This window comes from Nisaea sp. (genome assembly GCF_040217065.1).
GTDB lineage: Bacteria > Pseudomonadota > Alphaproteobacteria > Thalassobaculales > Thalassobaculaceae > Nisaea.
Window position 1 is genome coordinate 646770 of sequence record NZ_JAVJNX010000005.1, and the last position, 14734, is coordinate 661503.

The window sequence follows — 14734 nt, forward strand, 5'->3', positions numbered from 1 at the left end:
ATCAGGCATCCCATCTCTTTATTCTATTCATGATCGAATGAGGAAGGTCGCCGGACATGCGTCGCGCGGAATTGGTCACGGCTGTCTTGCTGGCAGCATTTTCCATCTACCTGATGTGGAAGAGTACCGAGCTGAATATCGGCTGGGTAAAGCACGAAGGTCCCGGAGGCGGGGCATGGCCGTTCTGGCTGGCCGCCATCATGTTGATCTGTAACATCTGGACAATCGTGAACTGGGTTCGCAGGGCGACGCCGCAGTCCCGGTCCCAGGACCAGTTCATGGATGCTCACGCGATCCGGATGTTGTTGCTGGTTGGCGGCAGCGTGGTTGCTCTGGTGGCAATGGTCCATGTCATCGGCGTCTACGGAGCCGTGCCCGTATTCATGCTGTTCTATCTCAGAGTCCTTGGGCGACACGGCTGGGTTCCGACGCTGGTGATCTCGGGGACGGCGCCGGTCGTGATCTTCTTTTTCTTCGACGTCGCCATGCGAATCGTGCTGCCCAAGGGATACCTGGAGCCGCTGTTTTACCCGCTTTACGACATCTTTCTTTAGACGACCGGCCAGGGGAAATTAGATTATGGACATCATTCAGCATCTTCTGGGCGGCTTTCTGATTGCGTTCGAGCCACTCAATCTCGGTCTGGTCGTTGTCGGTGTGACGGTCGGATTGTTTATCGGCGCGATGCCGGGCCTTGGATCGGTCAATGGCGTGGCGATCCTTTTGCCGCTTACCTTTCTTGTGCCGCCGACATCGGCCATCATCTTTCTCGCCGCGATCTATTACGGCGCGATGTATGGCGGCGCGATCAGCTCGATCATGCTCGGGATACCGGGGGCATCGACAGCGGTCGCGACAACCTTCGACGGGCGTCCGCTTGCCCTGAAAGGACTTGCCGACAAGGCCCTGATCGCGGCAGCGATGGCGTCCTTCTTCGGTGGCACCATCTCGATCATTCTGTTCACCGGTTTTGCGCCGGCGCTGGCCAGTGTGGCGCTTGATTTCGGGGATCAGGAAATCTTCGCGCTCATGCTGCTGGCTTTCGCGACCTTTGTCGGCCTAGGTGGTGATGATATCGCCAAGACCGTTTTTTCCATCTGTATCGGCCTGGTGTTCAGTGCCGTCGGCATGGACATCATCAGCGGCACGCCGCGTCTGGTTTTCTTCGACATTATCGGCTTCCTGCACGGCATCAATTTCCTGGTGCTGGCGATTGGCGTCTACGGTATTGGCGAGATGCTCTGGACCATCGATTCCACGCGGGGCAACCCGATGATGTCTAAGGTGGAGATTTCCGCTTCCCGAACGATTTCTCACATGAAAGATGTCGTGACGGAGTGGAAGCCGGCTTGGATCGGCTCACTGCTCGGTTTCTTTGTCGGCATTCTGCCGGCGGCGGGCGCGACGCCCGGCGCGCTGATGGCCTACGGCATCTCGAAGATGACCTCGAAGAATCCGGAGAATTACGGCAAAGGGGATGTTGGCGGCGTGATTGCGCCGGAGGCAGCGAACAATGCCGCGTCGACAGGCGCCATGCTGCCCATGCTGACGCTTGGAATTCCGGGCTCTCCAACCACCGCGATCCTGCTCGGCGGGATGGTGATCTGGGGACTTGTACCGGGACCGATGATGTTCATCGAGCAGTCGGATTTCGTCTGGGGCCTGACTGCAAGTCTCTATGCCGCGAATTTCTTCGCGGTGATCATCAACATCCTCTTCATCCCGGTCTTCCTCTATGTGCTGAAGATGCCGTTCACCGTGCTGGCGCCGATCATTTTCGTGCTTTGCCTGGTTGGTGGCTACGCGCCGACAGAGGACATGCACGATGTCTGGCTCATGGTGCTCTTCGGTTTCGGAGCCTATGCGCTCCGCAAGCTGGACTATCCGCTGGCACCGGCGGTCCTTGCCATCGTGCTTGGCCCGATTGCCGAACCGGCCCTGCGGCAGAGCCTGATCATCTCGGGCGGCGATGCCACCGTATTCTTCACCAGGCCGATTGCCGGACCGATCACAATGATCGCAATTGTTCTGCTGCTGTTGCCGCTGGTGCAGGTTTTCCGGAAAAAACGCAAGCAGGCGAAAAACGCCGGGGTGTAACCCCGGTAGATTTCGCCCACCGACAAAATCAGAGAAGGGCGGCCGTCGAGGCCGCCCTTTTTGGTTCGCAGACTCCGTCACACGGGGCGCCGGCCCGCGCTCACCCGCGTGTCAGTGAACGAGGCCGTTTCATCGTGGGGAGGGATTTTGTCTCTCCCGGTCCCATATTTTAGCTACCTTGTTCATCATTGAGATCGGGACCTCGGTTAGGGTGAGCGCATGCGGCTTACGAAAGCTCTGTTGACGGTCATCGCGGCGTTGGCGGCCATGCCGTCATCTGCAGCGGAGCTGTCTGTCCGCAATCTGGGCCTGTCAGTTCCCGGCGGCGTGCTTGTGCGGTCCGCCGGCCGCGTTCTGGCAGTGGACGGTAGCAATGCGGCGTATGAAGTTCAGGGGGACGGGCAGGTTGTCGAGACGACACTGGACCAGCGGTACCCGCCGCCGGACCTTCTGCCGTTTCCGATTGTGAAGGACGGCCGGATTGCCTCTGGCTTCTCTGGCCGGGTGATGGCCTGGTACACTGACGAGACGGAGGACTATGGCCATGGGGCTCTCGGGGATCCGGTGGAAGCCCTGACACTGGTGGTGCAGGAGGAGGGCGGGAAACCCGCGCGGTATACGGTGCCAGCGGACGAAGTATTCGAGGATCTGGAACCGAGGATTGTGGATCTCGATCGGGAACAGCCCGGCCGGCCGGAAGTTGTAACCATCACGGCATCGGCGACCGATGGCGCCGGGATTGCGGTGTTCGGCCTGGGCCGGGACAGTGACGGCAACCCCTCGCTGATACGGCTAGCCAATTCGGCAAGGATCGGAGCGCCGTACCGCTGGCTGAACATCGCCGGGATCGACGATTTCGATGGCGACGGCTTTACCGAGATCGCCTACGTCGACCGGCCGCATATCCGGGGCGAGCTGGTCTTTCTGGAATGGCGCGGGGGCCGTCTGCGGGAGCAGGCGCGCATGGGCGGCTATGCCAACCACCATGGCGGCTCGACGGTTCAGGACATGTCGGAGGTTGCCGATGTGGATGGCGATGGAAACCCTGACCTGATCCTGCCGGTCCGGGGATATGATGCCATTGCCGCGGTTGCCTTGACGGCAGACGGCCTGAAAAGGCTTGCCGCCGTGTCCATTCCGTCTGCGCCCCGCTCCGGGATCGTCTCTACCAGTCCGCACAGCGCCGTCTACCTGGACGGGGACGGCACTCTGTTCGAGATACGCTGGACCCCGTAGAAACCTTCCGCGGATCAGGTCAGGCCCTGTTCCCGAAAGAAGCGGTTCATGGCGTCGGCCACCGCTTGCGGTTGCTCGAGGCTCGGAATGTGACCCGCGTTGGGAATGTCGACATAGGACGCGTTCTGCATGGCGTCGGCCATGCTCTTGACCAGCGCCGGCGGCGTCGCGCCGTCTTCGGCACCGCAGAGCACAAGCGTCGGCACCGTCAAGGCGAGGGTCGCCGCGGTGAGGTCCGCATCCCGGATCGCTGCGCAGCAGCCGAGATAGCCGGCCTGGGTGGTGCGCGCGAGCAGATTGCGCCAGCCGGCTGTGGCAGCCGGATTGTTCTTGCGGAAAGACGCAGAGAACCAGCGCTCCATCACACCGTCCGCGATACTGTCGAGACCGTTAGCGGAGATCGCGTCGATACGATCCTGCCAGAGGCTGGATTCACCGATTTTCGGCGCGGTGTCCATGCAGACGAGGGCATCGACCTGATCCGGGTGACGGGCAGCATAATCCTGAGCGATCATGCCTCCGATGGAAACACCGCCGAGCAGGAAATGGTCCAGTCCGGCATGGTCGACAAGGAGCTCGAGGTCAGTGCTCAGGTCCTGAATGGAGTAGGGAGGCTCGGTAACATCCGTCAGGCCGTGACCGCGCTTGTCATATCTGACAATGCGCCCGATCCCCTCCAGTTTCGGCAGCAGCGTGTCCCAGATCCGGAAGTCAGTGCCCAGAGAATTCGCCAGAACCAGCGTGGGGCCGCTCCCCATCGTCCGGTCGGAATAGTGAATTGTCCGTGATGCAGCTTTGAAGAATGCCACGCCGATTTCTCCCCCCATGCTCTTTTCTGCTCGGGATGTGTAACTCTAACCTGCGGAAACTCTACCTCATTTAACGCCTTCGCAATCAGTCGCAGAACGTGCTGCGGCGGACATGTCGTCCGCAGCGTTCTGAGCGGACATGTTTTTTGACGGATCTCATCTTTTCAGCACCGCCAGCGGCCCTATCTCCAAGACATCGACTTCAATCGGTCGCGGGAGGACCACATATGACGAACACATTCAAGGCGCTGACCCGGCGGCAGGCGATGTTTGCCGCCGCAGGAACTTTGGCTGCACCGGCTATTCTGGGGAGCGCATCCTCTATTGTTCAGGCTGCGGCCCCGATGCAAGGGCCGTCACATCCGTCTCACTATCGCTTCAAGCTCGGCAAGTTTGAGGTAACCACCATCTGGGACGGGGCTGTCCAGCTCGATGGTCCGCATCCGATCTTTGGCGAAAACCAGGACCAGGCGGACGTCGTCCGGCTGGCCGAGGAAAATCACCTGCCGGGAAACCGCATGGAGATTTCCTTCACGCCGGTCATCGTGAATACCGGCAATGAAGTGATCATGTTCGACTCCGGGAACGGAAACGGGCGCCGGCCGAACGCCGGACATCTGGCGGAGGCTCTCGGAAGGGCCGGGTTTACCGCGGAACAGATCGATATCGTCGTGTTGACACACTTCCATCCCGATCATATCGGCGGCCTCATGGAGGGCGGTGGCGCATTGTTCCCCAATGCACGCTACGTGACCGGTGCGGCCGAGTATGACTTCTGGGCGCCGCCTGAAATGGCGGAGGGAAAGCTGGCAAGGGTGGGCAAGCTGGTCCAGAGCAACGTCGTTCCGTTTGCGGAAAAGATGACATTTCTGAAGCCGGGCGAGGATGTGGTCACCGGCATTCAGGCCGTCGGTGCGGCAGGGCATACGCCCGGACACATGGCCTACCATCTTGAAAGCGAGGGCAGGCGCTTGCTGGCATGGGCCGATACCACAAACCATTACGTGGCATCCCTACAACGGCCGGACTGGCATGTGCGATTCGATATGGACAAGGAGGGGGCTGCGGCCACCCGGAAGCGCCTGCTGGACATGGTCGCAGCAGACCGGATTGCGGCCACCGGATATCACATGCCGTTCCCTGCGGTCGGGTTTGTCGAAACGCATGGCGCTGCCTACCGGTGGGTGCCGGCAAGCTATCAGCTCAATCTGTAGGCATTGAGCCACCAGTACTCTGTATGGAAGCAGCGCGATCCTCTGACCGCGCTGCTTCATAACTTGCGCGAACGATGCTGAATTCTGTTACAGTCTGAATCAGTGCCGCGCAGGGTTTAGGGTTGATAAGAGAACCTTAACCCTTGTTGCGGGACACTCGTTCGCTTGAGATTTAGCGGAAGGTGAGAAAGCGCATGGTAAGCTCTGGTGACAGTGGCAATGGCGGAGCAGGCGGGGCGTTGTCGGCGGCAGACGTTCAATCTCTCCTGAAAGACCCTTCCGTCGATAATCGCGCCGCGACAGTCGCAAAAGTCGCTGGCCAGCTTTCCGCATCAAGTTTTTCCGCGACAGAATTGCCTCTTGCCCAGGAAATCCTCCGGGTGATGGCGCGCGATGCCGAACGCCGCGTGCGTGAAGCCTTGGCCCGGGAAGCCAAATCGGCGAAAGACCTGCCGCACGATGTAGCGCTGCTCCTCGCAAAAGACGTGGAATCGGTGGCGATGCCGGTTCTCGAGTTTTCCGATGTGCTGCGCGAGGAAGATCTCGTCGAGATCGCGTCGGCGGCGGACGAGATGAAACAGTCGGCCATCGCCCGGCGCGAAACTGTACCGGAAGCGGTTGCTGAAACCCTGATCGACAAGGGCAATCAGACGGTCGTGGAAACGCTGGTGCGGAACGAAGGCGCGGCGATTTCCGAATCCGGGTTCAACAAGGCAATCGAGCGGTTCGGGGATGACGAGAACATCAAGGATGGACTTGTTCATCGAAGTTCCCTGCCGATTGGTATCTCCGAGCGTTTGGTGTCGATCGTATCGGACCGTCTGCGCGAACATCTCGTCAAACACCATGACCTGCCGGCCAACATGGCGACCGACCTGCTGCTTGAAGCGCGTGAGAACGCGACCCTGAGCCTTGTCTCGAATGGCGCCGGTGCGCAAAAGGTCGAAGATCTCGTCGCGGAGCTGCATCGCAATGGCCGCCTGACGGAATCGATCGTCGTCAGGGCCGCCTGCCTCGGCGACCTGGATTTCGCTCAGGCCGCGTTGGCCGCACTGGCGTCAGTGCCGCTGATCAACGCGCAGAAGCTGTTCGACGATGAGGGCAAACTCGGACTGCAGGCGCTGATTCAGCGCTCCGGGTTGCCGAAACGCTCTCTTCCGGTGCTGCGCAAGGCGATCGATGTCATGCGTGATACCGATTATGACGGTCTTGAGGGCGACAGGGAACGGTTCAGCCTGAAGGTTCTGGAGCGACTCCTCACCGCGTTCGAGACGGATGATTTCGGTCTGACCGAAGAAGATGTCGAGTATCTGATGAAGCGGCTGACAGCCCTGACCTCAAGCACGGCTCAAGTGCGCGAACAATTGCACTGATAGGAACCCTGGCCAACAGTAGCGGCGAGGATCCCGGGACCATCCGTTCAAGTATGCGGGCTGCGTGGAATGCGGAAGGTGAAAGTCGATCCCTCTCCAGGGCGGCTTTCGACCGTGAGCGTGCCGCCATGGGCTTCGGCGATAGGCCTGCAGATGCTGAGACCGAGCCCGGTGCCGCTGCTGTGACGGTCGTCAGCACTATCAACCCGGAAGAAGCGGGTGAAGATTCGCCCCTGAAGCTCTTCCGGGATGCCTTCACCGTAGTCTTTCACGGAAAACATCAGGGCGTCGTCGGTGCTCCGGGAGCCGACCTCCACACGCTGCCCGGACCTTGAAAACTTCACGGCGTTTGACAGCAAGTTTGAAATAACCTGAGTTATTCTGCTTGGGTCACCGGTGAAAGTCGGCTCTTCAGCCGCGCTTGTGACCTCAAAGCGGACTCCATACTCACTGGCGAAGGGCTGCATGCTTGCCACACATTCGGCAACCAGTCGGCCAATGTCGCATGTCTCCATATCGTAGGACATTTGCCCGGCATCGATTTTTTCGATGTCCAGAATATCGGTTACCAGCACGCCGAGACGCTCACTGTTGCGATAGGCGATATCGATGATCTGCTGCATCTGCTCAGTGAGTGAGCCGACGACGCCACTGCGCGCCAAGCCGAGAGCGCCTGTGATCGAGGTCAGGGGCGTTTTCAGTTCGTGGCTGACGGTGGAAATGAACTCACGCTTGATACGCTCAAGCTGCTTGCGTTCCGTTATGTCGCGAATGATGCCGACAAACCGCAAACTCTCACCAACGAACATTTCGCCGACGGCGAGTTCTATCGGGAAAATTGTGCCATCCGCCTTTCTTGCCGTGAACTCCCTGTTTTTTCCGATCACATTTTTTGTATGGCCAGTCAGATAGCTGGCGATATAGCGGGAATGATCAGTGCGGTGCTGTCCTGTCATGAGGGCGCTGACATTCTGTCCGAGAATCTTCTCGCGCCGAGTGCCGAACATGCGTTCGGCCGCGGGATTGAAGGTCAGGATGGTGCCGCGGCTGTCGATGGTGATGATGGCGTCCACGACAGTGTCGAGGATGGCACGGATCGACTCGGCACGCTCGGCCAGCACATCGGCGGCAACGACACGCTCTGTCACATCATGAGAGACAATCATGTGCTGAATGACGTCGCCGCTGTCATCCTGGATGGCCTGACGCTCGAACTCAACCCAGATAGGCTCTCCGTTCTTTTTATAGTGCAGCATCGTGCCGCTTACCGGCTTGCCACGCTCAATGTCTCTGTCTACGGCCTCGATCACCGCCTTGTCGGTATTCGCACCCTGCAAGATCGGCCGGGGATCCTTCCCGACAATGTCTTCAATCCTGTAGCCGGTAATATTCGTGAAAGCCGGATTGACCCATTCCACCTCGCCGCGGGTGTTCAGGATCGCCACCATGGATTTGGTCCGGCCGGCGACCACCGAAAGGCGGCGCGCCCGGAGTTCGCTTTCCTTGAGCTGTGCGAGTGCAGCTTTGAGCTCGGCCTCATCCGTTTTGAGTCGTGTGATGTCGATCCGCAAACCGATCCGCATTCCCTCGACGGTCGTGCGTTCGGCAATCCTGAGCCAGCGCCCGTCAGCAAGTTTCTGCTCGAGTTCCAGGTCTGACTCTTGATGCTGCGCCAGCCGTTCCCGGAGCCAGTCTTCTTCACGTCCGACTGCGTCCGTATATTCTCCTGCGGCCAATCCAGCGCTGAGAATTTCAGTGAAGGTCGCGCCGGGTTTCATCGCATGAGCTGATCTTGGGTACAGGTCGCGATATCTCTGATTGCATACGACAAGACGATCGTCGGTGTCGTAGATGACAAACCCGTCTCTCAAGGCCTCGATGGCATCAAGCAGCTTTTCTTCTGCCGATTGCGCCCGCTCGGCAAGGAGCGTGGTGGCGGAAACGTCCTTGATGACCCCGGATATGGCCGTCGGGGCAGCGCCTGACCCCACCTCGGCGCGCAGCATGTAGCTGATTTTCGGCGCGCGTTTGCTTGCCTGGGCGTCGAATGTAAACGGTGCCGGAACATCATTGCTGAAGATGGCATTGAATTTCTGGCGGACCAGCGACCGGTCGTCGGGCACAACCAGGGAGACATCAATCTCGCCGTCGGGGAGCAGAACAGGTTTCCAAATTGACGGTACGGCAGCATCGTCAAAACAGAAGCACTTTAAGGCGGGATTCCATTCCCAATAGAGCGCTTGCGAGAGTTTCTGGAACATTTCCAGCTTGGCTGTGGCGCCGGCGCTCTGTTTGTCGCGTATGACTTCTGATTTTGGCATCATATCCCCACCAACGCCTGCACGGGCGGGAGAGATCACGATCAGATTCCCTCGTCGCCGGTTTCCCGGTCTATCGCCTTATTCTACACCGGATGACGGACGCTGTTTTCCAGCAGGTGACTGTGCCATCAGAGAGTTAACACTTCGTTTTTATTGCCTACCTCGGGAAGGCAGTAGGATACCCGTCCGACATTATCTGCAGGCTTAACGTGTTTTAAACGGCTGTCACAATAGGCTGGTCAAGGGCACAAAGCTTGGCGGGAGAATAACAATGGAAAAAGTGGCTCTCGGGACATGACGGATAGCACTCTCCGGCAGGCGTTCTTGTCTCTGCGTGAGGAATTCATTGAAATCACGCGCCGACGTATTGAAGACATCAAGGGGAATTTCTTGATGATCAACTCAGGAATCGAAGCCGACAAATTTGTTGAGGCATTGCATGTGGTAAAGCGCGAAGCGCACACGATTGCGGGAGCTTCGGGCACATACGGGTACGCGGATGTCTCCAAATCAGCAAACGTACTTGAGACTTTTTGCAGCGAGATAATCGATGCGAAAGCGGGGGCGCTAGACAGCGCACAACGAAAGGAATTCGAAGAGGCAGTCGATTGTCTGCTGGCAGATAGCGACCGCATGTTCGTTGATCCCGAGATCGGCGTCATCCCGTTCTGATAATGGCAGCACCCAACCTGTCACCGGGATGTCCTGGAGTCCCAGATACGCTGTACTTCCGTGCTGAGCTGGACGGGGTCGAACGGCTTTGCAATAACGCCTATCGCTCCGAGCTCCATGAGCATGCCGACTTCGTCGCTCTGGGTTTTCGCAGTCATGAAAATGACCGGGATCCTCGCAGCCGCGGGATCCTTCTGAAAAGCGCGATAGGTCGTTGGTCCGTCCATGCCGGGCATCATGACATCCATGACGATAAGATCCGGTGCCTGGACGGTGACGGATGCCAGAGCCTCCTCGCCCGAGGCGCAGGAAAGGACATCGAACCTTCCGATGGATTCGAGAGCCAGCTTTGTGATCGACCGGATGTCTGCTTCATCGTCCACATGGAGTATTTTCAACATAGGTGTTTCTTTCCAAAACCCAGACTCTGAAGGGCGAGGGGAACAGGCGGCCGGGCTGAATGGTCGGATCTGATAAGCACCGGTAGTCCAATTATGGGATAAATTCGACTTAATTCTAATGTAACCGCGTCTCGTCAACGACCACTAAAACATGCAATAGGGGAATGGTCGCTCCGTTGCGGGGTGCTTTGTCAGTAGAGGGAAGGTCCAAAAGCCAATGGAAAACTTTGAAAAGCACTTGGCGCGGCTGCACCAGGAATTTCTCGACCATGCCAATGACAGCATCGCGCAGCTTGACAAAATGCTTGATGCAGCGGCGCAGAGAGGGGCGTTCGACGCCTCCGAACTGGTCGATCTGACCCGGACTGTCCATTCCCTGAAAGGATCCGGCGGGACCTTTGGTTTCACAAACCTGACGATCCTTGCGCATCGCTTCGAAGACTATATATCTGCTTCGGATAATGGTGTGCCGCTCGGTATTGCCGATGTCCAAATCTTCATAGACCGTATCGGTGACGTGATCGACGGGCGGATTTCCCGAGACGGCCCGATCGATACGGTTGTCCGGTCTCTTCCAATGCGTTCCCGCTTCAGCGTTTCGGATGTTACGATTACCGAGGTTGAAGTCGGGTTGATCATGGAGCCCGGAGCACAGGCAAGGCTTGTCACGAAAGAGCTGGAAGCCTGCGGCTACCGCGTGACAAACGTTCAATCCTCGATCCAGGGCATCGGTTACGTATACCAGACCCGGCCGGACTGTGTTTTCGTTTCGGCCAATATGCCCGGCATGGACGGGGTGGATCTCATTCTTGCCCTGAAAGCGATGAAGGTGACGCAATCCATTCCTTGCGCATTGCTGACGGCCTTTACCAAAGACAATCAACTGCTGCGCGCGCTGCCGGAATCAGTTCCCGTGATCCGTAAAGGGAAAGAGTTCGGGGACGATTTGGCGGAAGCCCTGGTGAAACTGGGTTTGCTCTAAAAGTCTAGGTCGAGATATGTCGACGCCATATTGAAGGATGAAAATTTATATTAAAATATTAATAAAATTAAACTAATATAAAAATTATGTTTACTGGAAAATAGACTCTGTTTGATTTAATGATGTCGCATGTATTCGCGATTGGCGCCGGAACTCGCGCAACTTCGACAATGAGTGGCAATGACGCAGACTTGGATAAGTAGCCTGCCGGGTTCCGTCGAAGATGTCATAGACGGCACCTTCGACGTGGTGCCGGATGTTTCAAGGGACGGCATTGTCGTCTGGAATTCCGAAGGCCGTTTGGATGCCTATAATCAGGCACTCTTTGCACTGCTCGAACTTCCGGATAATGCCTTGTCTCTGGGAATGGATGTCGATGACATTCACTCTCTGCAGTCTTCTTACTGGGACGTTCGCTATCTGAACGGTTTTAGCGCTGCACAGGTGTCCGGTTCGGACCCCGCGGCGATGACGCATGAAAACCAGCAGGCTGTGCTTCGCTCTGGTCGAACCGTTCGTGTCGAAACACGTCCGCTCAGGCAGGGTGGTTTGATAACCGTTCTCGCAGACGTGTCGGAATGGGTGAACCCACAGGCGACTGAGTCGGCGGTGGTTCTACGCAAGACCATCGAGGAATGCCCCATCGGTGCATTGGTTCTCAGTTGTGAAGACAATGGTCATCTGTTGGCGAATTCGGCTCTTGTGACGTGGCTGGGTGAGGAGTTCATCAAGAGGCTGGCCGAGATTGGGCCAAAGCCTGTTGGCTTGGACACTGATATCCTTGAGGCGTTCCTGGCGGATCCGGAATTCAGCTCCAGGATGACGGAGCATGAAGTTCAATGTATCGCAATTGATGAGCAGAAGCATTGGATCTTGCTTACCGGCAGACCTCTGGAATTCGAGGGCTGCGCCGCCCGGATTATTTGGTTCCGGGACATTTCCGTACGGCGACGCCAGGCGCTTGATCTGCAGACAAAGGTCGCGGAAAAAACCCGCCAGCTCGAAGAGGCTCTCCATCGCGCCGATCTGGCCAGCCTGGCAAAGACACAGTTTCTCGCCAATATGAGCCACGAGTTGCGGACTCCCCTGAACAGCATCATCGGGTTTTCCGACCTCCTGCAGAAGGAGATGTTTGGACCGATCGGCAGTGAACGATACACCGAGTTCGTCCAGCACATCCACTCAGCCGGCGCGCATCTGCTCGAACTCATCAACGACATTCTCGATGTGTCCCGGATCGAACTGGGAGAGATGGGCCTGAAGGAAGACCTGTTTGATCTTGGCCGGTCAGTCTCTGCCACGATCGGCATGATCCGGCCGAAACTTGCTGAAAAAGCACAGAACTTTACCGCCGAACTGCCCGACAGGCCGGTCGGGTTTACAGGCGACGAACGGCAAATTCGTCAGATCCTGATGAATCTGCTCACCAATGCCGTGAAGTTTACGGACACGGAAGGCACGATTACACTCCGGCTCACCATCGATCCGGAAACCGGTGCCGAGCTTGAGGTGAAGGACAATGGCAGGGGCATTCGCGAGAGCGATCTCGGCCGTGTGCTCAATCCGTTCGAGCAGGCGACGGATGAGACATATAGCCGTTCGATCGAGGGCGCCGGGCTCGGTCTCTACCTGACCCAGGCGATTGCCCAGTCCCATGGCGGCGACCTCAAGATCAGCAGTGAGCTCGGCGTCGGCACGACAGTCACTGTCACCTTGCCGGCGAGCCGGATCCAGCCGCTCGCCTGACCCGGCCCGTTCGCTCTTTCCTATTCCAGATGCGGTTCTACCGGAACACCCGCGGGTGTGCGGATGAACAGCGCGAGCACGGCGCATGCCGCCGGGTAGAGTGCAAGACCCTGGATCATCAGGGTGGGGGATCCGAAATTATCGAATGCGTAGCCGATCGGCAGCGGGCCGATGGAGGCACCGACAACACCGATCATCTGCCCGACACCCTGAATGCTGCCGAGATGCGCCCGGCCGAAGAACCGCGGCCAGACATAGCCGAACAGGGTCATGCTGCAGGCATTCAACAACCCGAACAGGGCCGCATAGGCGATGGCGGTCGGGATTGTGCTGACCTGGGTTACCATGAGCAGAGCCGCGGCCTGGATTAGCAGGGCGAGCGAGAACGCATAGCGGGACTTGATCCTGTCAAGTGTCCGGCCGACCAGAGGCATCATGATCACCATGGTGCAGGCAGAGATCGGGAACACCCATGCGGCGACCTGTTTGTCCAGTCCCTGTGCCGCGAAGATCTTAACCTGATAGAAGTGCAGACTGGTGACCAGCATGGCGATCGATACCATGCTGACCCAGAGCAGATGAAAGGTTGGCGTTCTGAGCGCTTCGCTGAGGGACAGGCCGGGCACCGTCTCCACGGTAGGCGGTGCGTCTTCAGCCTTCTTTTCAGGCACGATACCGTCCGGATAGAGGCCTTTTTCCTCGGGCTTGTCGTGCACCAGGAGCCATATGATGGGGAGCATCAGGACCCAGGTCATGATGCCGAGTACGACCCATGCCTGGCGCCAGCCGAGCGTGTCGATGAGATACTGTCCGAGCGGGGGATGGATCGCCATCGAGGCGGCAAAGCCAAGCGCCATGAGGCCCATGGCCGTGCCGCGTTTCTTGCTGAACCATTGCGAGGTCATGTTGGCGCAGCTCAGCATTAGCGAGCCTTGGCCAAAAAAACGCAGCAGGGCAAATCCGAGCCCAAGCCAGAGCATATTGGCGGCGGCTCCGAAGAACAGGCAGGCGAAGCCAAGCAGTATGACGATCACGCTTGCCATCTTGCGGGACCCGAAGCGGTCAACAAGGCGGCCGGTGAAAGGCAGACAGAACGCGGCCAGCAAGGTGGCCGTCCCGTAGGCCGAGGCAATTTCGGTCGCTGATATGCCGAGATCGTGACTGATCGGATCGACGAACACGCTGAATGTGTGTGATTGACCGGGACCGCTGGCAAAAAGTCCGAGCCCGGCGACGGAGAGAATGACCCAGCCATAGAAGAACCGGTCGTTCAGGTAGCCGAACAAGTGATCGCGGAGCGTCGCGACTGACATTTCTGCCTCCTAGATACTTTTTATTTTCGAACTGAACCGTTCGATTGCCACAAGATTGTATGCAAAGGCGCGTTGGAACAAGCCGGATATTGATCGCATATTGGAAATACGCGTCTCTGCAGCTGGCTCAATTGCTATATGGCAACAGTTGACGTTGACCGACATTCCGGACAAGTTCCGTCAGAGACGAACAAAAACAATGAAGTGGGTAAACCGTGGTCAAAATTGTCGAAGCCAAATTCGGAATCGGCGCGGTTGTTCGGCACAGGATGTTCGATTTCCGGGGCGTCGTTTTTGATGTCGACCCCGAATTTGCCAATACGGAAGACTGGTATCTGGCGATTCCGGAAGACCGGCGCCCGCGCCGCGAGCAGCCGTTCTATCACCTGTTCGCGGAGAACCCGGAAACCTACTATGTGGCTTATGTGTCGGAGCAGAACCTTGTCGACGACAGCGACAATGGTCCGGTGAACCATCCGTCCATTTCGGAGCAGTTCACGGGGTTTGACGACGGCCGCTACATTGTCCGGCATCACGAAGCCTGACGCCTCGGTGCGTCCCGGGGCGGCG

13 protein-coding genes are annotated in these 14734 nt (G+C 58.0%); 9 read left to right on the top strand and 4 right to left on the bottom strand.

Annotation, left to right across the window (positions count from 1 at the left end):
* Positions 1–56 precede the first annotated feature (56 nt).
* The 3 genes from RH950_RS07715 (at position 57) to RH950_RS07725 (ending at position 3333) form a co-directional block, all read left to right on the top strand.
* A complete protein-coding gene (locus RH950_RS07715; protein WP_350055351.1) occupies positions 57–554 on the top strand; it encodes a tripartite tricarboxylate transporter TctB family protein in 498 nt (165 codons plus the stop codon).
* A gap of 25 nt (positions 555–579) precedes the next feature.
* Positions 580–2097 (top strand): tripartite tricarboxylate transporter permease, encoded by a 1518-nt coding sequence (locus RH950_RS07720; RefSeq protein WP_350055353.1) that lies wholly within the window; start codon positions 580–582, stop codon positions 2095–2097.
* A 219-nt stretch (positions 2098–2316) separates the two neighbouring features.
* A complete protein-coding gene (locus RH950_RS07725) occupies positions 2317–3333 on the top strand; it encodes an FG-GAP repeat domain-containing protein (protein ID WP_350055355.1) in 1017 nt (338 codons plus the stop codon).
* A 14-nt stretch (positions 3334–3347) separates the two neighbouring features.
* On the opposite strand, the gene pcaD is transcribed toward RH950_RS07725, so the two are convergent.
* The gene (pcaD, locus tag RH950_RS07730; protein ID WP_350055357.1) at positions 3348–4142 is read right to left on the bottom strand and encodes a 3-oxoadipate enol-lactonase; all 795 of its coding nucleotides are present in this window, start codon (positions 4140–4142) and stop codon (positions 3348–3350) included.
* Positions 4143–4369: 227 nt separating this feature from the next.
* Here pcaD and RH950_RS07735 point away from each other — a divergent pair, with 227 nt between their 5' ends.
* Both RH950_RS07735 and spbR read left to right on the top strand, forming a co-directional pair.
* The gene (locus RH950_RS07735; RefSeq protein ID WP_350055359.1) at positions 4370–5356 is read left to right on the top strand and encodes an MBL fold metallo-hydrolase; all 987 of its coding nucleotides are present in this window, start codon (positions 4370–4372) and stop codon (positions 5354–5356) included.
* A gap of 194 nt (positions 5357–5550) precedes the next feature.
* Complete coding sequence (gene spbR, locus RH950_RS07740; RefSeq protein ID WP_350055360.1) at positions 5551–6729, top strand: SpbR family protein; 1179 nt, start codon at positions 5551–5553, stop codon at positions 6727–6729.
* Positions 6730–6776: 47 nt separating this feature from the next.
* Here the strand turns inward: spbR and RH950_RS07745 are convergent, their stop codons facing one another.
* Positions 6777–9089: a PAS domain S-box protein gene (locus RH950_RS07745; protein ID WP_350055362.1), complete on the bottom strand. Its 2313-nt coding sequence runs from the start codon at positions 9087–9089 to the stop codon at positions 6777–6779.
* Positions 9090–9344: 255 nt separating this feature from the next.
* Between RH950_RS07745 and RH950_RS07750 the strand changes: the two genes are divergently transcribed.
* The gene (locus RH950_RS07750; protein WP_350055364.1) at positions 9345–9722 is read left to right on the top strand and encodes an Hpt domain-containing protein; all 378 of its coding nucleotides are present in this window, start codon (positions 9345–9347) and stop codon (positions 9720–9722) included.
* A gap of 20 nt (positions 9723–9742) precedes the next feature.
* Here RH950_RS07750 and RH950_RS07755 read toward each other — a convergent pair whose 3' ends face one another.
* Positions 9743–10123 (bottom strand): response regulator, encoded by a 381-nt coding sequence (locus RH950_RS07755; RefSeq protein ID WP_350055366.1) that lies wholly within the window; start codon positions 10121–10123, stop codon positions 9743–9745.
* A gap of 217 nt (positions 10124–10340) precedes the next feature.
* Between RH950_RS07755 and RH950_RS07760 the strand changes: the two genes are divergently transcribed.
* On the top strand, positions 10341–11105 hold the full coding sequence (locus RH950_RS07760; RefSeq protein WP_350055368.1) for an ATP-binding response regulator: 765 nt from the start codon (positions 10341–10343) through the stop codon (positions 11103–11105).
* Between the two features lie 180 nt (positions 11106–11285).
* Positions 11286–12851 carry a sensor histidine kinase gene (locus RH950_RS07765; RefSeq protein ID WP_350055370.1) on the top strand — a complete coding sequence of 522 codons (1566 nt, stop codon included), beginning with the start codon at positions 11286–11288 and terminating at the stop codon, positions 12849–12851.
* 20 nt (positions 12852–12871) lie between these two features.
* On the opposite strand, the gene RH950_RS07770 is transcribed toward RH950_RS07765, so the two are convergent.
* Complete coding sequence (locus RH950_RS07770) at positions 12872–14164, bottom strand: MFS transporter (protein ID WP_350055372.1); 1293 nt, start codon at positions 14162–14164, stop codon at positions 12872–12874.
* A 215-nt stretch (positions 14165–14379) separates the two neighbouring features.
* On the opposite strand from RH950_RS07770, the gene hspQ reads away from it, so the two are divergent.
* Positions 14380–14709 carry a heat shock protein HspQ gene (hspQ, locus tag RH950_RS07775; protein WP_350055374.1) on the top strand — a complete coding sequence of 110 codons (330 nt, stop codon included), beginning with the start codon at positions 14380–14382 and terminating at the stop codon, positions 14707–14709.
* The last annotated feature ends 25 nt before the right edge of the window (positions 14710–14734 follow it).

Excerpts from the sequence above, each read along its gene's own strand:
- RH950_RS07715 (WP_350055351.1), top strand. The coding sequence starts at position 57 with ATGCGTCGCGCGGAATTGGTCACGGCTGTCTTGCTGGCAGCATTTTCC.
- RH950_RS07720 (WP_350055353.1), top strand. The coding sequence starts at position 580 with ATGGACATCATTCAGCATCTTCTGGGCGGCTTTCTGATTGCGTTCGAG.
- RH950_RS07725 (WP_350055355.1), top strand. The coding sequence starts at position 2,317 with ATGCGGCTTACGAAAGCTCTGTTGACGGTCATCGCGGCGTTGGCGGCC.
- RH950_RS07735 (WP_350055359.1), top strand. The coding sequence starts at position 4,370 with ATGACGAACACATTCAAGGCGCTGACCCGGCGGCAGGCGATGTTTGCC.
- spbR (WP_350055360.1), top strand. The coding sequence starts at position 5,551 with ATGGTAAGCTCTGGTGACAGTGGCAATGGCGGAGCAGGCGGGGCGTTG.
- RH950_RS07750 (WP_350055364.1), top strand. The coding sequence starts at position 9,345 with ATGACGGATAGCACTCTCCGGCAGGCGTTCTTGTCTCTGCGTGAGGAA.
- RH950_RS07755 (WP_350055366.1), bottom strand. The coding sequence starts at position 10,123 with ATGTTGAAAATACTCCATGTGGACGATGAAGCAGACATCCGGTCGATC.
- RH950_RS07760 (WP_350055368.1), top strand. The coding sequence starts at position 10,341 with ATGGAAAACTTTGAAAAGCACTTGGCGCGGCTGCACCAGGAATTTCTC.
- RH950_RS07765 (WP_350055370.1), top strand. The coding sequence starts at position 11,286 with ATGACGCAGACTTGGATAAGTAGCCTGCCGGGTTCCGTCGAAGATGTC.
- RH950_RS07770 (WP_350055372.1), bottom strand. The coding sequence starts at position 14,164 with ATGTCAGTCGCGACGCTCCGCGATCACTTGTTCGGCTACCTGAACGAC.